General features: G+C 35.1%; 15 protein-coding genes. 13 read left to right on the top strand and 2 right to left on the bottom strand.

Annotated features, from left to right (window positions below; genetic code table 11):
• Positions 1-43: 43 nt before the first annotated feature.
• From Q4500_RS04990 to Q4500_RS04970, 5 genes are read left to right on the top strand one after another with little or no spacing between them, the layout of a single operon-like run.
• Positions 44-730, top strand: a complete 687-nt coding sequence (locus Q4500_RS04990; protein ID WP_303598631.1) for a response regulator transcription factor — start codon at positions 44-46, stop codon at positions 728-730.
• On the top strand, positions 731-1,801 hold the full coding sequence (locus tag Q4500_RS04985; RefSeq protein WP_303598630.1) for a cell wall metabolism sensor histidine kinase WalK: 1,071 nt from the start codon (positions 731-733) through the stop codon (positions 1,799-1,801).
• A gap of 52 nt (positions 1,802-1,853) precedes the next feature.
• On the top strand, positions 1,854-2,522 hold the full coding sequence (gene trmB / locus Q4500_RS04980; protein WP_303598629.1) for a tRNA (guanosine(46)-N7)-methyltransferase TrmB: 669 nt from the start codon (positions 1,854-1,856) through the stop codon (positions 2,520-2,522).
• Between the two features lie 4 nt (positions 2,523-2,526).
• Positions 2,527-3,153, top strand: coding sequence for a LysE family transporter (locus Q4500_RS04975; protein ID WP_303598628.1), 627 nt, complete (start codon positions 2,527-2,529; stop codon positions 3,151-3,153).
• A 13-nt stretch (positions 3,154-3,166) separates the two neighbouring features.
• A complete protein-coding gene (locus Q4500_RS04970; RefSeq protein WP_303598627.1) occupies positions 3,167-3,511 on the top strand; it encodes an MGMT family protein in 345 nt (114 codons plus the stop codon).
• Between the two features lie 2 nt (positions 3,512-3,513).
• On the opposite strand, the gene Q4500_RS04965 is transcribed toward Q4500_RS04970, so the two are convergent.
• Both Q4500_RS04965 and Q4500_RS04960 read right to left on the bottom strand, forming a co-directional pair.
• Positions 3,514-4,860 (bottom strand): PAS domain-containing sensor histidine kinase, encoded by a 1,347-nt coding sequence (locus tag Q4500_RS04965; protein ID WP_303598626.1) that lies wholly within the window; start codon positions 4,858-4,860, stop codon positions 3,514-3,516.
• Complete coding sequence (locus Q4500_RS04960) at positions 4,860-6,224, bottom strand: sigma-54 dependent transcriptional regulator (RefSeq protein ID WP_303598625.1); 1,365 nt, start codon at positions 6,222-6,224, stop codon at positions 4,860-4,862. The genes Q4500_RS04965 and Q4500_RS04960 overlap by 1 nt, the downstream gene beginning before the upstream one ends.
• A 201-nt stretch (positions 6,225-6,425) precedes the next feature.
• On the opposite strand from Q4500_RS04960, the gene Q4500_RS04955 reads away from it, so the two are divergent.
• The 8 genes from Q4500_RS04955 (at position 6,426) to Q4500_RS04920 (ending at position 22,416) form a co-directional block, all read left to right on the top strand.
• Positions 6,426-7,781: a TolC family protein gene (locus Q4500_RS04955; RefSeq protein WP_303598624.1), complete on the top strand. Its 1,356-nt coding sequence runs from the start codon at positions 6,426-6,428 to the stop codon at positions 7,779-7,781.
• Between the two features lie 56 nt (positions 7,782-7,837).
• Positions 7,838-9,088, top strand: coding sequence for an efflux RND transporter periplasmic adaptor subunit (locus tag Q4500_RS04950; RefSeq protein WP_303598623.1), 1,251 nt, complete (start codon positions 7,838-7,840; stop codon positions 9,086-9,088).
• 61 nt (positions 9,089-9,149) lie between these two features.
• Complete coding sequence (locus tag Q4500_RS04945; protein WP_303598622.1) at positions 9,150-9,845, top strand: ABC transporter ATP-binding protein; 696 nt, start codon at positions 9,150-9,152, stop codon at positions 9,843-9,845.
• Positions 9,846-9,991: 146 nt separating this feature from the next.
• Entirely contained in the window at positions 9,992-12,409 is a 2,418-nt protein-coding gene (locus tag Q4500_RS04940) for an ABC transporter permease (RefSeq protein WP_303598621.1), read from the top strand.
• A gap of 22 nt (positions 12,410-12,431) precedes the next feature.
• On the top strand, positions 12,432-14,780 hold the full coding sequence (locus tag Q4500_RS04935; protein ID WP_303598620.1) for an ABC transporter permease: 2,349 nt from the start codon (positions 12,432-12,434) through the stop codon (positions 14,778-14,780).
• A gap of 152 nt (positions 14,781-14,932) precedes the next feature.
• The gene (locus tag Q4500_RS04930; RefSeq protein WP_303598619.1) at positions 14,933-17,365 is read left to right on the top strand and encodes an ABC transporter permease; all 2,433 of its coding nucleotides are present in this window, start codon (positions 14,933-14,935) and stop codon (positions 17,363-17,365) included.
• Between the two features lie 255 nt (positions 17,366-17,620).
• Positions 17,621-20,020, top strand: a complete 2,400-nt coding sequence (locus Q4500_RS04925; RefSeq protein WP_303598618.1) for an ABC transporter permease — start codon at positions 17,621-17,623, stop codon at positions 20,018-20,020.
• 11 nt (positions 20,021-20,031) lie between these two features.
• Positions 20,032-22,416, top strand: coding sequence for an ABC transporter permease (locus tag Q4500_RS04920; RefSeq protein WP_303598617.1), 2,385 nt, complete (start codon positions 20,032-20,034; stop codon positions 22,414-22,416).
• Positions 22,417-22,439 lie beyond the last annotated feature (23 nt).

Raw genomic sequence — 22,439 nt, 5'->3', positions numbered from 1 at the left:
GTATTATCTTTACTTTTGAGCGAATCAATCTAATTTGAATACCATGAAAAAGAAGGACATTAAGATACTCTTAGTTGATGATGAGCCAGACATTCTAGAGATAGTGGCCTACAATTTATCTGCCGAAGGGTACGATGTGTACACCGCTAAAAATGGTGCCGATGGTGTAGCTAAGGCAAAAAAGAAAATGCCACACCTTATTATACTAGATGTAATGATGCCAGAGATGGATGGTATTGAAGCTTGTGAGATTCTAAGAAGAACTCCTGGTATGGAAAATACTATTATTACCTTCTTAACAGCCAGGGGAGAAGATTATTCTCAAGTAGCCGGTTTTGATGCAGGTGCAGATGATTATATTACAAAGCCTATTAAACCAAAAGTGTTGGTTAGTAAGGTGAATGCACTACTAAGACGAATTAAGAATGAAGAAAACGCTCAAGAAGATATAACTCAGGTAGGCGATATCATTATTAATAGAGAAGAATATAAGATTGTCAAGAAAGGTAAAGAAATCATTTTACCAAGAAAAGAATTTGAACTTCTAGCTTTATTAACTTCAAAACCTAGTAAAGTATTTAAAAGAGAAGTGATTCTTGATAAAGTATGGGGTAATGAAGTGGTTGTCGGTGGTAGAACCATTGATGTGCATATTAGAAAGCTTCGCGAAAAAATTGGAGAAGACCATTTTAAGACCGTTAAGGGAGTAGGATATAAGTTTGTACTCTAAATGGCTGCAAAAGTTCGTTCAAGAAAATCATATCGTTTTGCGTTTCGATCATCGCTTTATATTGTAATAATTGGCATAGCTGTGCTAGCATTATTACAATGGCGATTTAGTACTATTAATTGGAGTATTCTGCTATTTGCAGCGTTGTTCTTTTTTATTATTTCTTTTATCACTTTACAATTAAGAATTGAAAAATTCATCTACAAACGAATCAAGAAAATTTATGACGATGTAGAGTTGTTAGAATCTAGTACTATACTCTCGTACCCTGTTACTACTGACATGAGAACCTTAACTGCGGAAATTGAAAAATTTGCGAAGGATAAGAAAATTGAAATAGACACCTTAAAGATTCGTGAAGAATATCGTAAAGACTTTTTAGGTAATGTTTCTCATGAGCTTAAAACACCTTTATTTACTGTTCAGGGGTATCTAGAAACTTTGTTAGATGGTGCAATTGACGATAAAAATGTTCGTAAGAAGTATTTAATACGAGCCAATAAAGCGGTAGATCGATTAATTTATATTGTAAAAGATTTAGATTTAATAACCAAGTTAGAAGTTGGGCACCTTACTCTTGAAAAGCATTCGTTCGATATTATAGATTTAATACAAAGTGTATTCGACCTGTTAGAGATGAAAGCGGCCAAGAAAAATATAACCTTGACTTTCGATATGGAATATGTTGATCCCATATTTGTTTTTGCAGATAAAGAAAAGATACAACAGGTGCTAACAAATTTATTGGTCAACTCCATTAAATATGGTAATGACAATGGTACAACCGAAGTAAGTGTAGAAGACTTGGTCAAGAATAAGGTAATTGTAAGAGTAACTGATAATGGTGAAGGCATACCTGCGGTTCATATTCCTCGACTTTTTGAACGTTTTTATAGGGTAGATCAAAGTGGTAGCCGTCGCGAAGGTGGCTCTGGCCTGGGTCTAGCCATTGTAAAACATGTAATTGAAGCACACGGTGAAAAAATTTATGTAGAAAGTGCGGTAGAGGTAGGATCGGAGTTTTCTTTTACGCTAGAGAAAAGTATCGTTCAAATAGAGGAAGTACAATAATCGCTAACCCTCTCTTTTTTCTTAGATTTGCCACAGTTTAGATGTAATAATTGTGGGAAGTAAAAATAAATTAAAGAGATTTCAAGAAAACGAGACGTTTTCAAACGTAATTCAACCAACAAGAGAAGAAGTGGTAGGCGGTTTTCCGTTGAAAGGAAAGTGGAATACCCATTTTAAGAATGATAACCCTATTGTCTTAGAATTGGGTTGTGGTAAAGGAGAGTACACCGTTGGTTTGGCGAAAAAATTTTCGAATAAGAATTTTATCGGAATTGATATAAAAGGCGCCCGATTCTGGAAAGGAGCTAAAGAGGCTATTGAAGGAGATTTACCAAATGTTTGTTTTATAAGAACTCAAATCGAATTGGTAGATCATCTTTTTGGTAAAGAAGAGGTATCTGAAATTTGGATCACCTTCCCAGATCCACAGATAAAATATAAGCGTACCAAACACCGTATGACCAATGCTGTATTTTTAGAGCGCTACAAACAAGTACTAAAACCTGAAGGAACCGTGAATCTTAAAACAGATAGTGAGTTCATGCATGGGTATACGTTAGGTCTACTTCACGGTCTAGGGTTAGAGGTGCTTTATGCCAACCATGATGTGTATAAGAATGAGGGTAGCCCTAAAGAAGTTTTAGAAATACAGACTTTCTACGAAAATCAGTATCTTGAAAAAGGAAAGCCTATTACTTTTATTAGGTTCAAGGTAAACTGATTCAATGCAACAATTACCTATTTTATTTGTATTCACTTTTGGTGCGGCCTTCTTCGCATCACTACCCCCTGGTTTGCTGAATTTAAATGCAGCAAAGACAAGTGTAGAAAAGGGAAAAACAAATGGAATAATTTTTGGTTTGGGTGTAGCACTAGCTGTTATGCTACAAACATATGTTGGGGTACGGATTGCAAAACTAATATCTAGAAACCAGCATGTAATAGAAGTATTGCTACAATTGGCATTAGGTATCTTTTTTGTACTGGCAATTGTCTTTTTTATAAAGGGTAGAAAGCAAGAGAATAAGCCATTAATACTTACCGAAACCAAAAAACGAAATAGTTTTTCTAAAGGAGTGTTCTTGGCACTTATTAATCTTTTGGCGATACCTTATTATAGCGGATTAAATACGGTTTTTCACTCTCAAGGATTTATGACCTTCAAAATCATAGATGAGGTTTTGTTTATTCTGGCAGCAGGCAGTGGTACTTTTCTTGCCATGTATTTATATGTGATCTATTTTAATAAGTGGGAGCATAAAACAACGTCGTTCTCTAAGAACAGTAATTTTATTTTAAGCGGATTAATGGTATTGTTATTTGTAATTACCGCTTTTAGATTGTTTAATTAAACGGATGTAGCTGATGAAACCTGAAAATGAGAATTTCTTTGAAAGAGTATATCAGGTAGCGCGGTTAATACCAGAGGGGCGTGTAACATCTTACGGTGCAATAGCCAAATATTTAGGTGCGGCCCGCAGTGCAAGAATGGTAGGTTGGGCAATGAACGCATCGCACAATATGGATGATATTCCTGCGCATAGAGTAGTCAACAAAGCCGGATTACTTACCGGTAAACATCATTTTGACGGCACTAATCTCATGCAACAATTGTTAGAAGGTGAGGGAGTAGTAATTAAAGACTTGCAAATAATTCAATTAGAAAATTACTTTTGGGATCCATTTACAGAGCTCAAAGCAGAATTATAGCGCTATTGAAATGTTAGGGTAAATGTTGTCTTTTCAGTAGATACTACCCTAATTGACCCACCGTGCATTCGCATAATCTGCTTGCTTAAGCTTAAACCGATTCCTGTTCCAGTATTTTTAGTGGTAAAAAACGGAACAAATATTTCATCTAATAACTCCGCAGAAACCCCAGGGCCGTTATCGGTAACCGTAATATATTTTTTACCCTGCACATCTTCTTCAGCTTTTATAATGATGCTACCCTCATCTTGACTTTCAAGCGCTTGTTGGGCATTTTTGCCAAGGTTTAAAAGTATTTGGGTAATCTGTTTTTCGTCAATATAAAGTTCTAGTTTTTCAGGTTCAGATGATACTTCTAAGGTAATATTATGTCCGTTGGTATACTCTTGCAATAACAACCGAACTTTTTCTAAAATCTTGCTAGCGGGTATTAATTCTCGATCAGGTTCAGGTACACTTAAAAATGTGCGGTAAGACTGTACAAAACTCATTAAATCATTTCCTTGTTCTTTGATAACCTCCAAACCTTTTGCCGAATTTTTTATTTGAAGTTCTCCAAATTCTTCGGGCGTAGAAAGCACATTTCCTTTTTTAAAGTATTTTAAGATAGACTCAGAAATAGAAGTAATCGGAGTAATGGTATTCATGATTTCATGGGTTAGAACACGAATTAGTTTCACCCAAGAATCAGTTTCTTTATCATCTAATTCTTTTTGAATATCATGAACAATGACCAATAATAACTGCTTACCTTCAATAGCAATTGGCGTACACTTTAGAGTCAATTCTTTTTTACCTCGTTCATTTCCTAAAGAATATAGCGTGCTTTCAAAAGGCTCTAAAGATTCAAATAGACTATAGAGATTAGGGTCTATTTGCTTTAATTGCTTAACATGATTTAAGGGCCTGTAATTTAATAAGTTTTGTACCGTGGGGTTCGCATATAAAATATGCCCCTTGTCATTGACAGTGAATATTCCAATATCAGCTTGTCTCAATATTTCTTGATAATACTGCTCTTGTGCCTGTTTTTTTACATGAATATCTTGAATCATACCATTCAACATATTTAAGCTTTGGTTGAGTTCTTCAATAGATTTTACACTCAATTTTTCTGGAAAACGTAAGGTAAAATCTTCATTCTTTATGGCATCAAAGAAATAAGCAATTTTTCTATTGGTCTGATTCACGTAATGTATGAGTCCGTATGTCTGTCCTATAAAAACGAGACTAAAAATAACACTGAGCAGGTAATGTTCTTTAAAAAACAGAAATGCGGTGAGTAGTGCACAAACGGCTATCAGAATGATTCTGAAAACAAGCTGATAGTATATACTTTTGCTGACCATTATTTACCCGATTTTTTAAGTTTATTGTAAAGCGTTTGTCTCGAAATACCCAATTGATCGGCAGCAGCACTGTAATTTCCTTCATGGTCATTTAATGCTTTATTGATCATCACCAGTTCCATTTCTTCAAGAGTTTTTGGTCCGCCTTCAATGGTTACCGTAGTTTTGGTGTCCAATAGAAAATCGGTTGGTTTTAATACATTTCCTTCAGAAAGTATAACCGCACGCTCCATGGTATGCAAAAGCTCTCTAACATTACCAGGCCAAGGGTATGTCATTAATTTCTCTTGTGCAGATTGATTTATTTTTAAGTTGGGCTTACCGTATTTGTTGGCGAATTTTTTCAAGAAGAAATCTGATAATACTAACACGTCATTATCTCGATCTCGCAATGCAGGTACCTGTACTTGTATGGTGTTTATTCGGTATAAAAGATCTTCACGAAACAATCCGTCAGAAACCATTTGTTCTAAATTACCATTAGTAGCACATATTAATCTAATATCAACAGTGATAGGCTTGTTTGATCCCACACGTACAACAACCCTATTTTGAATAACAGATAATAGTTTTGCCTGCATTTGTAAAGAAAGGTTACCAATTTCATCTAAGAAGAGTGTACCGCCATTGGCAGCTTCAAACTTACCTGCGCGGTCATCTTTAGCATCTGTAAAAGACCCTTTTACATGACCAAAAAGTTCACTCTCGAATAAATTCTCTGATATGGAACCCATATCTACCGAGATAAAAACCTCGTTATTTCTAGACGAAGATTTATGCAGTTCGCGAGCGATTAGTTCTTTTCCTGTACCATTCTCGCCAGTAACTAAAATATTTACATCTGTTTTGGCAACTTTCTGCACGAGGTTTAAAACACTGTTCAACGCTTTAGAATTCCCGATAATGTAATTTGAATTCTGATTGATAACCTGCTTCAAATTACTCTCTTTCTGTTTGAGATGCTGTACCTCTTTCTGCGACTTTCTAAGCTCGTAGGCAGATTTTACGGTAGTTAATAGTCGTTCGTTGTTCCAAGGTTTAAGTACAAAATCGGTAGCACCTTCTTTAATTGCTTCTACAGCAAGTTCTACGGCACCATAAGCCGTCATCATAATTACCGATATATGTGAAGCTTTCTTTTTTATCTCTCGTAGCCAATATAAGCCCTCATTGCCGGTATTCACTCCCGCAGAAAAATTCATATCTAATAATATGATATCAATTTCCTGTAGGTTAGGGAAAGAGGTAAGCAGGTTAGGGTTCGATATTGTTTGTACACTTTTATATTCAAACTGTAATAATATCTCTAAAGCGCTCAATACACTTTTGGTATCATCTACTACAAGTATTTTAGCATCTATCATGGCAACAATCTATTAACTGATTTAAATCTACACATAGAAGTTTATATTTTCATGGTAGTGTAAAAATTTTTGACATTATCTGTACAACATTTTTACACTGGTAAAATATGTATAATTTTTATTAATATGTAAGTGCTTGATAATCAATAAATTAAAATTATGGCACGCATATAGTATGGAGAATGGCATACCAATAAAGAAATGAATCAAAAATTTATAATAACGATACTTTTACTTCTCTCTATTTGGGGGTCTATAATGGCTCAAGATAGTAGTTGGACATTAGATGAATGCGTGTCTTTTGCATTAGAACATAATTTGCAATTAAACGACTTTAAGTATACCAACCAATCAAATAGAGAAACGTACAGGCAATCTGTTCGTAATTTATTGCCTTCAGTAAATGCATTTTCTAGTTATCGAGTTAACAATGGTAGAGCAGAAGATCCCAATACAGGTACATATGTAAATCAAGATTTTTTCTCGAATAATTATTCATTAGAATCGTCTATAGACTTATTTCAGGGGTTTCAGAAAATCAATGCGATAAAAGCATCTAAGTTGTTGTTAAAGGCGACCCAAGAAGAAGTATTACAACAAAAATATTTATTGGCATTTAGAGTGATGCAAGCTTTTTATGATATTCAGTTTTTTGATGGTCTTGTAAAAATATCAAAGGAACAACTGAATGTATCGCAATCTAATTACAACTTAGTAGAAAGACAGGTAGAATTAGGATTGAAAGCTGGTGCAGATTTGTATGAAGCAGAATCTTTACTGTTGACAGATGAATTAAATGTTACCCAAAGTAAGAATCAGTTGGCTGCTGCGAAATTAACATTAATTCAAGAAATGAATTTGGAGAATACGTCAGAGATAAATATTCAAAAAGATTTACAAGAAATAGTGTCTGAAGTTAAGAGTAAAGAAATGAAATCAGATTCTGTTTATAAAGAAGCAAGGGAATTTATTCCAATGATAAAAGCACAAGAATTTAGAACGGAAGCAGCTAAAAAACAAGTAGCGGTTTCAAGAGGTAGATTATACCCTTCACTATCATTCTTTGCGGGTATTGGAACAGGGTATTTCGAAACTTTTAGAGATACATTAGGTAATACCTTACCATTTAGAGAGCAGTTTAGAGATAATACCTCACAATATGTTGGTGTCAATTTAAATGTACCTATAAGTAATGGTTGGTCTGCAAGATCTAGACTAAAGCAATCTAAAATAGAAAAGATGAGAGCAGAGAACAATCTAAAAACACAAGAACAAGAGCTGTTTCAAGCTATACAGAAACTGGTACAAGATTATAATTCTTTACTGGTAGAGTTGATGCAAAGCAATCAAAAAGTGGAAGCACAAAATCTTACATTTACTATTGCTCAAAAACGATATGAGAAAGGGCTTATCAACGCTTTAGAGCTTTTTACGGCCAAGAATTTATTTGCTGGTGCACAGAATGAAAATTTACAGGTAAAGCTTCGTTCAGAAATTAATAAAAGCACATTAGATTTTTATCGAGGATTAACAGTATTTGATATTCAATCTAACTAGCCCTTAAAAGGGGTCAGTAAAGAGTAGGCAAAAACGAAAAATGAATTACGAATAAGATGGACATAAAATTAGAAAAGAAAAAAGGACTAAAGTTAAAACATTACGGCTACATCGCATTAGGTGCGTTGTTGCTATTGGTGGGCTATCAATTATTATTTGCAAGTTCCGTATCGACTTTCAGAACAGAAAAAGATAAGCTATCCATTGCTGAGGTTTCTGCAGGTAAATTCGATGACTATATTACTATTAACGGTAGTGTTGCACCAATAGCCACAATTTATATGGATGCCTATGAAGGTGGACGTGTAAGTGAGAAACTTATAGAAGAAGGTGCCATGGTAAAGAAAGGTGATATCATTTTGAAGCTAGAGAACATGAATTTGTACGAGCAGATTTTGGCTAGCGAAAGTAACTTAGCTTTAAAGCAAAATGACTTAAGGTCAACCAAAATGAGTTTCGATTCTAGACAGGTAGAAGGCAGAAGATCATTAGCGACGGCAAGCACAGACTTACAACGTTTGAAAAGAAATTATGAGCAGAACAAAGCCTTGTTCGATGATGAGCTAATTTCTAGAGAAGCATTTCAGTTATCAAAAGAAAATTATGAATTATCTCAAAAACAACATGAAATTATTAAAGTACAAACTGTGCAGGATGATGAATTACGCTCAACATCATTAAAAGGTTTGGATACAGATTTAGACCGTATGCAAAAGACTTTGGGTATGGTTTACCAAAGATTAGATCACTTAAATGTTCGCGCTCCTGCAGATGGTCAATTAGGATTTTTAGATGCCGAAATTGGGCAAAGTATAGCACAAGGGCAGCGAATAGGGCAGATTAATGTACTTACTGATTATAAAATAGAAGCAGAAATCGATGAGCATTATATTGATAGAGTGAAAAGAGATTTGGTTGCGGTTTTAGAGCGTAACGGAACAGAATTTCCATTGCGATTACGAAAGGTATATCCTGAGGTAAGAAACGGTAGGTTTAAGGTTGATTTAGTGTTTACCGATAATAAGCCAGAGACCATTCGTTCAGGTCAGAGCTACAACATTAAATTACAATTAGGTGAATCTAACGATGCGCTTTTGTTACCAAAAGGAAGTTTCTTTCAAAGCACTGGCGGACAATGGATTTTTGTTGTGAATTCTGATGGTGGAGAAGCCATTAAAAGAAATATTAGAATAGGAAAGCAGAATTCTAGATACTATGAAGTATTAGAAGGCTTGGAACCTGGAGAAAAAGTAATTACAAGTAACTATGATAATTTCGGCGAAGCCGAGAGAATAGTATTAAAATAGAAAACCAACTGTCACATCTGAGAATTCTCGGTGTCATTATAACAATCAAAATAGCAGGAATATGATAACCATTACGAACCTTAAAAAAAGTTTTAGAACAGAAGAAGTAGAAACCTTGGCATTGAATAGTGTCAACCTAAAAGTAGAAGATGGAGAATTTGTTGCCATTATGGGGCCGTCAGGTTGTGGTAAATCTACCTTATTGAACATTATTGGTATGTTAGATAACCCTACCGATGGCAGCTACAATTTTGCCGGTAATGAAGTTGGTGGGTTAAAGGAAAGTCAGCGTACACAATTACGTAAAGGTAATTTGGGTTTCGTTTTTCAGAGTTTTAATCTTATCGATGAACTTACAGTTTTTGAAAATGTAGAGCTACCGCTGATCTACTTAAAAATGGGTAAAGCGGAGCGTAAAGAAAAAGTAATGAAAGTACTAGAGCGTATGAAAATTGCGCATAGAGAAAAGCATTTTCCACAGCAACTATCAGGCGGTCAACAGCAACGTGTAGCTATTTCAAGAGCGGTAGTAACCAATCCAAAATTAATACTGGCAGATGAGCCAACTGGTAATTTAGATTCCAAAAACGGAATCGAGGTGATGAACCTATTAACAGAATTAAACCAAGAGGGAACCACCATAGTTATGGTAACACACTCAGATAGAGATTCGCACTATGCGCATAGAGTAGTAAACCTATTCGATGGTCAAGTAGTAACCGAAAGTCAGAACCGAGCAATCGGAGCCATGATGTAGCGAAGTTTATTCATCAATCAATTATTGGTTCCGTTCACTGAGCGGAGCAGAAGTGAAGATAACTAATCAACCAAAAACCGAACCAACCAAGCTTATCTCTTAATCACGGATAATAGAAGTGTCATCAATCACATAAAACGGGAATCATGTATAGAAACCATCTTAAAATTGCTTGGAGAAGTTTAAAGAAAGATAAACTCTTTGCCGCCATAAAAATTGGCGGCTTTGCTGTTGGTATAGCAGCCTGTCTTTTAATTGCATTATTCATTCGCAATGAGGTGGGTTATGATCAACACTACGCCAATAAGGATCAAATGTACCGTGTAGTGCTAGAAGGTATGTACAAGGGTGAAGTAATGAAAAGTACACACTTTCAGTTACCTTTTGCAGATGTCTTGCAAAGTGATTTTCCTGAAATTATGAAAGCGGGAAAAGTAAATACTACAGGAATATTTGGAGCCGGTAAACGTGGTATTCGTTTAGCTGACGAGAGCCAAAATAACCTCGAAGACGGATTTTTACTTGCAGACCAAGAAGCATTTGAGATACTAGATGTGAAGTTAGAGCAGGGCAATCCGAACACGGCATTGGCAAATCCGAAGAGTATAGTAATCTCAGAATCTAAAGCGGCAAAATATTTTAAGAATGAAACGATTATAGGCGAAACAATCATTTTAGATAATGACGCTAGTAAACCGTACACCGTTACAGGTGTTATGAAAGATGCGCCCAAGAATTCGCATTTAGAATACGATTTTTTAATTCCCATTGAAGACACCAATGCAAGTTGGACCAATCAGAACTACTTTACCTATGTATTAGTAGACCCCAATACAAATGTTCAACAATTAGAGAAAAAAATGGTTTCTATTGTTGAAGATTATATCATTCCTGCACAACGAGAAAGAGGGCGTGCGCCAGATTTTATTGATGTGCTAAGAACCATGGAGTATAAACTTCAGCCTATCACAGATATTCACTTGTATTCAGATATTAAAATGGCAGATGGTCTTAAGCATGGCGATATTAGATTCGTTTGGCTCTTTGCGGCTATTGCCGGTTTTGTACTACTATTAGCAGTAATCAATTTTATTAATCTTTCTACAGCAAAATCAGCTAATAGAGCAAAAGAGGTAGGCCTAAGAAAAACCATTGGTGCCTATAAAAGTAATTTGGTGGTGCAATTCATGACCGAATCTATCTTGTTCAGTTTTGTATCATTTATACTTGGTGTTTTATTGGCTTGGGCATTATTGCCAGCTTTTAATACTATCGCATCAAAAACAATTGAAATGCCTTGGGCTATATGGTGGTTTATACCTGTTGTTTTGATTTTTGCTCTTTTGGTTGGAGCATTGGCAGGGCTTTATCCCGCATTATATTTATCAGCATTTAAACCCGTAAATGTTCTAAAAGGTAGTTTAAGTATAGGTAGTAAGAGTGGGAAATTAAGAAGCGGATTAGTTATTTTTCAATTTACTACATCGGTAATCTTGATTATAGCCACGTTGATTATTTATCAGCAAATGGACTTTATTCTTCAAAAAGAATTGGGTTATGATAAAGAACAAGTGGTGATACTTGAGGGCACCGGAGTATTAGGGAATAGTGCAGAAAATTTTAAAGAGCAGTTACTACAACTACCACAGGTAAAGGCAGCAACTATATCCAACTATTTACCAGTAGATGGTGGTAGTAGAAATGGAAATACCTTTAGAAGAGAAGACGAAGGTAATGAAGGTAGAGGCATACCCGCTCAAATTTGGAGGGTAGATTATGATTACATTAAAACATTAGGTATTACGCTTAATACCGGTAGAGATTTCTCTAAGCAGTTTGCATCAGATTCATTGAATTCCATCATTATAAATACCAATATGCAAAGAGAGTTAGGTTTAGAAAATGCAGTTGGCAAAGAGATTAATAATAATGGGCAGATGTTCAAAGTAATAGGCGTAGTAGATGATTTTCATTTTAAGTCCTTAAAAGAAGATATTTCTTCCTTGTCATTGGTAATTGGCAAAGATTTAGGGTCTATATCACTGAAATTGGAGAAAGGGAATGTAAACCAGGCATTAGAATCTATACAAACTCTTTGGAATAAAAATGTTCCAAACCAATCTATAAATTATAGCTTCTTAGACCAAGAATTTAGTCGTATGCATGATGATGTAGAGCGCATGGGTAAGATATTCAACAGCTTTGCATTATTTGCCATATTGGTGGCGTGTTTAGGGTTGTTTGCCCTATCTGCATTTATGGTAGAACAGCGTAAAAAAGAGATTAGCATACGCTTGGTATTAGGTGCGCCATTTAAGAGTATCTATAAGTTGCTTACCCTAGATTTCATGAAACTTATTTTAGTATCTATCATAATAGCTGTGCCGATAGGGTGGTATATGATGACCCGATGGTTACAAGACTTTGCTTACCATATTACCATTGGTTGGGGAATATTTCTAGTAGCAGGTTTAATTGCATTGACCATCGCAATACTGACTATAAGTTATCAATCTGTAGGTGCGGCATTGATACAACCATTAAAAAGTTTACGGAAAGAATAATTCATCATCAAAAACGAGAATCATGTTCAAAAACTATATAAAAATCGCTTGGAGAAACCTTTGGAAGAATAAAGGGTATTGCATGCTTAATATTTTTGGTTTGGCAATAGGTATTACCTGTGCGGCAATGATTCTACTTTGGGTAGAAGATGAGGTAGGTTATGATCAAAATTTTGACAAGCAAGATGTAGTGTATTATGTACCTACCAACCAACAATACGAAGGTGAATGGCGTACATTTTTTCAGGCTACTCCTGGTCCGTTAGCTGAAGTATTAAAGCAAGAAGTACCAGGAATAGTTGGGTCTGCTAGAACAAAAGGAGAAGATTTTTTATTTCAGGTAGGAGAAACTTCTATCAATAAATTTGGACGATACGCAGACCCAGATTTTTTAAGCATGTTCAGTCTCTCATTTGTAGAAGGTAATTTAGAAACGGCTTTTAATGATGTAGATGCCATTGTCATCTCACAAGAGACGGCTAACCAGTTATTTGGCGAAAATACATCTGCAATTAATAAAGTAATTAAAATAAATAATGAAACAAGTTATACCGTTTCAGGAGTTTATGAAGATTTACCACACAATATCACATACAGTTTTGATTGGGTTGTTCCTTTTGAGCGCTTTGCAAAGGATAATGAATGGGTAAAAGAATATGGTGCTAATTTTTCAGACACTTTTGTGGAGCTTTCTCCAGAAGCAAATTTTAATGTTGTCAATGAGAAAGTAAAAGCAATACTTCCCATGAAAACGGAAGATGACGAAACCATAGCATTTTTATTTTCTATGAAAGACTGGCATTTAAGGTCCGCCTTTGAAGGAGGTAAAAATATAGGAGGTAAAATAACTTATGTAAGGCTGTTTAGTCTTATTGCCATTATTATTTTATTGATAGCCTGCATCAATTTTATGAACTTGGCAACTGCTAGAAGTGAAAAAAGAGCAAATGAAGTAGGTGTACGAAAGGTATTAGGCTCAGGAAGAAAAGGGCTAATAGCTCAGTTTATGGCAGAGGCGATAATAACTGCCGCCTTATCTGCCGTATTGAGTGTGCTGTTATTAAAATTACTGGTGCCACAGTTTAATATGATGATAGATAAACAGCTTGATTTTAGTTTGTTCAATTCTGTTCATGTTTTGACATTACTAGGCATCACACTGGTTTGTGGTTTTGTTGCGGGTTGGTATCCGGCATTCTACTTGTCTTCTTTTAAACCGGTAGATGTATTGAAGGGGGCACGAAAAACAAAAGGAAGCGCATCATTTATCAGAAAAGGACTCGTAGCTATTCAGTTTGTAGTTTCCATCGTGTTTATAATAAGTACCATAATTGTTTACCAACAAGTACAACATGTAAAAGGGCGCGATTTAGGGTATGATAAAGAAAACTTAGTCAAGATACCTGTGAATGGAGATATCATTAAAAACTTCAAACCTATTGAAGAAAATATGAAGTCTTCAGGAATGATTGAAAGTATTGGACTTATAAATTCTGATATTTTATCAGGCGGAAATAATACATCCGGATTAAATTGGCAAGGCGGTGTAGATACTGAAGATGTACTGGTATCTGTACGAGATATTACAGCAGATTTCTTTAATACCACAGGTATGAAAATTATTGAGGGTAGGGGATTCAGTAGAAACCCAATAAAGGATAGCACCAACCTATTGGTTAGTGAATCCTTTGCAAGATTAATGGGTGAAGGCAGTGCCATTGGTAAAACAATAGAGGAAGATTATTTTATAATTGGTGTTGTTAAAGACTATTTATATGATGATATGTACGGGTCTAGTGATCCGGTGATATTTTTTAATGACCCAAGCCAAGGGCGTTTTATGTATGTAAAGGCGAAGTCGGGCGTAGCAACAACAGCGGCATTAGCTAGTATGGAAGCATCATTAAAAAAGTTTAATCCCGCATTTCCTTTTGAATATGAATTTGTAGATGACACCTATAATGCCAAGTTTAAAAGTGAAAAATTAATAGGAAACCTTTCTCAAATTTTTGCGCTTCTTGCCATATTAATTTCTTGCTTAGGTTTATTTGGGCTATCTGCCTTTACAGCTGACCAACGTAGAAAAGAAATAGGAGTTCGTAAAGTATTGGGGTCTAGCATTACAGGAATAGTAGGCTTGTTGTCCAAAGATTTTATGCGTTTGGTATTCATGGCAATAGTCATCGCCATACCTATTGCCTTTTTTTTAATGCAAAACTGGTTAGAAGGTTTTGCTTATCGTATTTCTATTAATGCTTGGTCGTTTGTCATAGCTGCAATAGTCGCAGTTTTTATTGCCTTATTGACCATTAGTTTTCAAGCGTTCAATGCAGCTAGGGTTAATCCTGTAAAAAGTTTACGAACAGAGTAAATTGAGTTGTCAAATATTTGAACATGATTTGTCCAAATATTTGACACTCAATATTTAAAATATTATGTAATTACCTGAAAATCAATAAATTAATTTACTGGCATGAAATTAGAATTTGATAAGCAGTAATCAAGCATCAAAAAACGAGAACCATGTTTAAAAACTATCTAAAAATCGCCTGGAGGAGCTTAAAAAAGCAAGCCTTTTTTACTTTTCTAAATACATTCGGACTAGCCATTGGTATGGCAGGAGCATTAATTATATCGTTATATATCAACGACGAGCTTAGTTATGATAAAATGTTTGCCGATGCAGATAGGATTTATCGAATAGATTCAGATATAAAATTTGGAGGGGCGGAAATTAAAGCAGGTGAATCTGCAGCACCAATGGCAGAAACCTTAAAAAGAGATTATCCACAAGTGGAATCTTCAGTTCGTTTTAGAACTGTAGGTGGTGCGTATGTGAAAAAAGTTGGAGGAAACAGAAGTGCCAAAGAAAACCATATAACCTTTGCTGATTCTACAATGTTTGAATTCTTGGGGATTGATTTAATTGCTGGTAATGCTAAAACAGCATTAACGGGCATAAATTCGTTAGTGCTTACTAAAACTGCCGCAGAGAAACATTTTGGTTCTACAGATGTTATTGGTCAGAATTTATTGTTGGATAATACTGATACCTATACGGTAACCGGAGTGATTGAAGACATGCCTAAAAATTCTTACTTCAATGACTATAGTGTGTTTTTGGCAATGGCGGGCAACGTGGCATCTAGAGAAGATAATTGGGGTGGAAATAATTATTTCACATTTATAAAACTAGTACCGGGAACCACAGCAAAAGATTTTGAAGGACCTTTGCAGGGCATGTTAGAGCGGTATATGTTGCCATGGGCTCAAAAATATTTTCCGGGTATGACAGCAGAGTCCTTTGCGGCATCTGGTAATTATATTAGGTACCAGACGATGGCTTTGACCGATATTCATTTGCATTCAGATAAAAGCTCAGAAATGAATGCAACAAGTAGTATTCAAAACATTTACATCTTATCTTTTATTGGGCTTTTCTTAATAATTCTCGCGAGTGTAAATTTCATGAATTTATCTACTGCACATTCGTTAAAGAGAGCCAAAGAAGTTGGGGTAAGAAAGACCTTAGGGTCCAATAAAATGAATCTGGTTTTTCAGTTTTTAACAGAATCAGGTTTAATAGCATTTGTGTCTTTGTTAGCGGCACTAATAATTACATTGTTGGCTTTGCCTTTTTTTAACAGCTTTACGGGTAAAGCAATTTCAATTCCTTTTACTCAGCCTTTATTCTGGTTGGTGTTGTTGGTATCAACCTTGTTGCTTGGGCTATTTTCAGGAAGTTACCCAGCATTTTTTATGTCAAGATTTACTGCTGTTAAAAGCTTAAAAGGTGGTAGTGCAGAAAGTGTAGGTAATGGTAGGGTACGTAATGCCTTGGTAATATTTCAATTTTCAATTTCGGTATTTCTTATCATAAGTACCTTGGTGGTATTTCAACAATTAAATTACATACAGAGCAAAGATTTAGGCTTTTCTAAAGATAAAGTACTGTTAATTAACGATATAGGGGCTATAGGTTCTAAGACCAAAGCTTTTAAAGAGCAAATTGCTAATATGGGTTATGTGGAGAGCGTTACGTTAAGTGATTACTACCCAACACCTTCTTGGAGGTCAGATAGTTCGTTCTTTGAAGAAGGTGCAAGAGATCAAGAAAGTGCCATTCAAATGCAAGAATGGGCCGTAGATTCAGATTACCTAAAAACTATGGAAATGGAAATAGTTGCTGGGCGAGATTTTAATCCGCAATATGCATCAGATTCTACGGCAATGATAATAAATGAAGCTACGTTGCCTATTATTAATGTCACTGCAGAAGAAGCTTTAGGTATGCGAATATCTGAAGAAATAGATCAAGAAAACCCTACCTACTATACTATAATCGGAGTGGTCAAAGACTTTCATTATACATCGTTGCGTAATAACATTGGAGCACTAGGTATGCAACTTAATTCAGATGCCGAGAATATGGCGGTAAGAATTAACGGTGGAGACTATGAAAATAATATTTCAGCAATAGAAAATACATGGAACGCCATGGCGCCTAATCAACCTTTCGATTATGGTTTTATGGACGAAGCCTTTAATACCACCTATGAAGCGGAACAAAAACTGAGTCAGATATTTTTCATTTTTACTATGCTGTCCATTTTTATTGCTTGTTTGGGGTTATTTGGATTAGCTGCCTTTAATGCTGAAAAGCGTACAAAAGAAATCGGTGTTAGAAAAGTGTTGGGGGCTACTGTAAGTCAAATTTCTTACCGACTTACGGTAGATTTTCTAAAATTGGTGGGTGTAGCTATTGTAATTTCTTTGCCCCTAGGTTGGTTCGCCATGAATAAGTGGTTAGAAGATTTCTCGTACCGCATTGAAATCGGTATCGGCATTTTCGCTTTGGCAGCAGTATTGGCAATTGTAGTAGCTATAGTAACGGTAAGTTATCAAAGTATAAAAGCGGCAGTTGTAAATCCAGTAAAGAGTTTACGATCGGAATAGCCATTTTACAGGTGGTAATTAGTCGTTTTAGGTTGATACTTTGAGTAGTGTAACATTCTGATTTTTAATCGGTCTTTGTAAATATATTGTACATCTTTTGTCAAAATATTTTACACTCAACATATTGGTGTTTATTATAAAAAATTGATAATCAGTATTTTGATAGTGTGGCACGAATTTAGACTTAAGTTTTAGGTCATCAATCAACAATCAATTTTTAGCATAAGCTAATCATCAATCAAAAAACGAACAATCATGTTTAAAAACTATCTGAAAATAGCTTGGCGAAATCTCTTAAAGAACAAAGGATATACGTTTATCAATGTTGGCGGATTAGCCTTAGGTATGGCAGTAACCTTAATCATAGGGTTATGGATACAAGATGAGCTTTCGTACAATCGCTATTTTAAAAATAAAGATAGTCTTGCTCAGGTCTTTCAATCACAAACTTTTAATGGAGAAACAGGTACAGGACCTGCAATACCTAGACCATTAGAAAAAGGCTTGCGAGACGGTTATGGCGATAATTTTAAGCATTTGATTATGTGCTCTTGGACTAATGATCACTATCTAAAATATGGTGAAAAAAATATTTCTAGACCTGGCAATTATATGCAAAAAGCTGGTATAGAAATGTTTGGTTTAAACATTATAAAAGGAGAAAAAGACGGGTTAAGAGAAATTAATTCTATCATGCTTTCTGAATCTACAGCAGATGCTCTGTTTGGTAATGAAGACCCTATTGGCAAAATAATTACGGTAAGTAATGAACATAAGATGAATGTAAGTGCTGTGTATAGCGATATACCGGTAAACAATTCTTTTAATGATACCGATTTTGTAATTCCGTGGAAAAAGTATTTAGCCAATAATGAATGGATACGAAATGCAGAAGATCAATGGGGTAACAATTCATTTCAGATGTTTGTACAATTGGCAGATAATGTAACTTTTGATAAAATAAATAGTACGATCAAGAATGTAAAGAAAAACCTAAATGAAGATACAGCGCAATTCAATCCTCAGATATTTCTTTTTCCGATGGAGGAGTGGTATTTACGTGGCAATTTTGAAAATGGAAAACAAGTAGGAGGTCGAATTAAGTATGTTTGGCTTTTTGGTATTATTGGGGCTTTTGTACTGCTTTTGGCATGTATAAATTTTATGAATTTAAGTACCGCAAGGTCAGAGAAAAGAGGTAAAGAAGTAGGTATAAGAAAATCAATAGGGTCACAAAGAGGACAGTTAATTTATCAGTTTTTAAGTGAATCTTTTATAGTTGTATTATTTGCTTTCATAGTTGCTATTTTACTAGTGCTACTCTCATTAAACGGCTTCAATGAGCTTTCTAAAAAAGAGATTGTATTTCCTTGGGGTAATGGAGTTTTTTGGGGAGTTTCACTACTATTCATTTTGTTTACATCATTGTTGGCGGGTAGTTATCCGGCATTATATCTTTCATCCTTTAAGCCAGTAGATGTTTTAAAAGGCACCTTTAAAACCGGAAAATATGCAGGTTTGCCTAGAAAAATATTGGTTGTGGTTCAGTTTACGGTTTCCGTGGCATTTATTATTGGTACTGTAATAGTCATGCAACAGATCAATTTTGCTAAAAATAGACCTGTAGGGTATGATAAAGAAGGTTTAATTCAGGTGCCGACATTCAGTCAAGATTTTGTTGGTAAGTATGATTTAATGCGTACTGAATTTTTGGGGTCAGGTGCAGTGATAGAAATGTCAACATCTAGTAGTCCAACAACTCAAATATGGTCGAATAGAGGAGGTTTTACTTGGGAAGGAAAGCCAGAAGGTTTTCAAGAAGATCTAGCTTGGACAGAAGTGTCTCCAGAATACGCAAAATCGCTAAATATGAAAATAGTAGAAGGAAGAGATTTCTCTAGAGATTTTGCTACAGATTCTTTGGGGGTGTTAATTAATGAAACTGCTAAGAAATATTTGGGAATGGAGAATCCGGTAGGTCAGTTATTAAGAGATGATAATGAGGAAGACCCTAATCCGCCATTAAAAATAATAGGTGTTGTACAAGATATGATTACCCAATCACCCTATGAACCAGTAAAACAAGGAGTATATGTGTATGATAGAAATGACAATGCTAGTTATTATAACATGAGGTTGAACCCTAACCAAAGTGCTACCCAGAACATAACTACCATACAAAATGTATTTAAAGAGCACTTTCCAGATATCCCATTTGAGTATGATTTTGTTGATGGGGAATATGGAGAAAAATTTGCATCTGAAGAACGTATTGGAACACTCTCTGGGGTATTTACAGCACTTGCAATATTAATAAGTTGTTTGGGCTTATTTGGCTTAACGTCATTTGTGGCAGAGCAGCGAAAGAAAGAAATAGGGGTAAGAAAAGTTTTGGGAGCCTCTATTTTTAATGTTTGGAATATGTTATCTAAAGACTTTTTAAAATTGGTAATTATCTCTTGCTTTATAGCGGTGCCCATAGCTTATTTTGTAATGAACGGTTGGCTACAAGAGTACCCATATAGAGTAATTCTAAAATGGTGGATTTTCGCCATAGCCATAGTAGGTGCTATGTTTGTGACCCTTCTCACCGTTAGCTTTCAAGCTATAAAAGCAGCAAAAGCGAATCCCGTAAAAAGTTTGAGAACCGAGTAATACAACCAACCATGCTAAAAAACCACCTAAAACTATCGCTTCGTAATCTGTGGAAAAACAGATTGCTCTCCTCATTAAATCTATTAGGTTTAAGTATCGGTATTGGTAGTGTGTTGACATTGCTGTTTTCAGTGTATGCATATTACGTAGCAGATGCTAATATTCCTAACCAAGAAAATATAGTGTATTTAAAAACGCACTTAACAGATGGTAATAGCTACAATGAAGTTACTTACCCTTTATTAGATAAAATTCTAAGCACTTCTCCCGAAATAAAGGCAGGTACACACATGCATGGCTGGGGTAATATTTGGTTAGAGAGCGATAATAAAGAATTTCAAAAGACAACTACGTATGCCGATCCAGAGTTTTTCGAAGTATTCGGGTTGCCTTTAAAATATGGAAATCAGAGTGATGCCTTAATAGAGAAATATTCTATTGTTTTAACTGATAAGGTAAGCAAGCAATTATTCGGAGAAGAGAACCCAGTTGGTAAAAATTTAATAGCTGCAGATACTTTAAATCTCAACATTACTGGGGTTTTAGAACCTATTAGTCCGTATTCATCATTTAGGCTAGGGGTATTGTTACCGAATACGATTTTAGAAGATAATCCGATATTTATTAGACAAACAAATTGGGACAACAGTTTTTCGCCCATATTCTTAAAGCTAGATGAAAAGGCAGATGTTTTGCAATTTCAAAAGAAAGTAAATCAACTGGTAGTAGAAAATTATGCCGATCCTAGAACCATTTCAAGAATTGAATTGATGCCATATGAGGAGATGCGAATGGATACCGTTCCCGTTGCTAAAATTATAATTAACGGAAATATCGCAGCAGCTTTTTTTGTACTGCTTATTGTGCTAGTTAATTTGTTGAACTTGAATACTTCTACTATGTTTCGTCGTACAAAAGATATAGCGGTCAGAAAAATATTAGGAGGTACTAAAAAAGGAGTGATAGTACAGTTTTGTCTTGAAAATGGAATATTGGTTTTATTATCAATTTTAATCTCTGGCGGACTCTTTCTTGGTGTTTTGTTACCGAAAATGAATGATGTTTTTGGAGCAGATTTTGGTGAAATTAGTTTCAGTTTTTCAAATGATTACCCTGTAATTTTAGGTGCTATAGCCTTGGGGATATTGGTAACTTTAATTGTTGGTGTTTTACCTACTTTAAGATTCATATCATTACCGATTTCAAAGGGAATTAAAGGAAAAATAGATTCCGCAAAGAGTAATTTTCTACTTCGAAATTCCTTTGTCATTTTACAATTTACCATTGCTATCCTTTTCATTTGTGTTGCCATTATTCTCAATAGTCAGATCGGGTTTATGAAAAGTGCAGATTTAGGTTTTGATAGAGAAAATGTTATCGCAGCGAACATAGATTTAGATTATAAAAATATAGATGCTGCAAAATCTAGCTTCAATGCGCTGTTAGATGAGTTAAAAGCTAATCCGTATGTAGAAAATGTTAGTGCTAGTCAGGCAGTACCATCTGACTATTATTTTAATTACAGTACGTTTTATGACCCAAATACAGATGTAGATGTTCGTATTCGTCGCTCATATGCAGATGACGGTTATCTAAAAACTTTGAAAATACCAATGGCTTTAGGTAGAGATTTTGATGCCACCTTAGATAATAGTGAAAGTAAGTCGGTTATCATAAACCGCAGCGCCATGAAGGCATTCGGATGGACGTCAATAGAAGGGAAGCGCTTAAATTATAGAAATGATGATTCTGACGGTTTCGCCATTGTGGGCGTTATGGAAGATTTCAATTATCAAGATTTACAAAACTCGGTAGAGCCTTTGGTACATTATTATAACGATGAGAAAGATTTAGCACATCACAGGTATTTATCTGTTCGAGTCATGGAAGGGAAAGAAAAAGAAATTCAGAATATAATGAATGCTGCTTTTTCTAAAGTGAATTCTCGAAAGAGCTTTTCTCAAGAATTGTTGAGTCAAAAAGTGAGTGGTCAATATAGGCTTATAGAAGGTATGTTAAAGACGGTTAATGTGGTTGCCATGATGACCATATTTATTTCATGTTTAGGCATGTTCGGTCTAATATCATTTATGGCAAAAAGAAGGATTAAAGAAATAGGTATTCGAAAAGTTTTAGGTGCCGGTGTACTTAAAATAGTAGTATTACTGTCAAAAGATTATATACTGTTAGTCGGTATAGGTGCATTAATTGCTTTTCCTATTGCTTGGTATGTAATGAATGCTTGGTTGGGCAGCTTCGCCTATAGTATTTCTATACAATGGTGGATGTTTGTTTTGGCAGCTGTAATCGCCATTTTAATAACAGCATTTACATTGGGTATACAAGCAGTGAAATCAGCAATGGTAAACCCTGTTAAGAGTTTGCGAACAGAGTAGTGAAAAGTCATCAAATAATCAAA

Origin of the sequence: Maribacter sp. 1_MG-2023 (assembly GCF_030547005.1) — a bacterium.
Lineage (GTDB): Bacteria > Bacteroidota > Bacteroidia > Flavobacteriales > Flavobacteriaceae > Maribacter.
The sequence above is the reverse complement of the archived record's forward strand: the minus strand, read 5'-3'. Positions and strand labels throughout refer to the sequence as shown.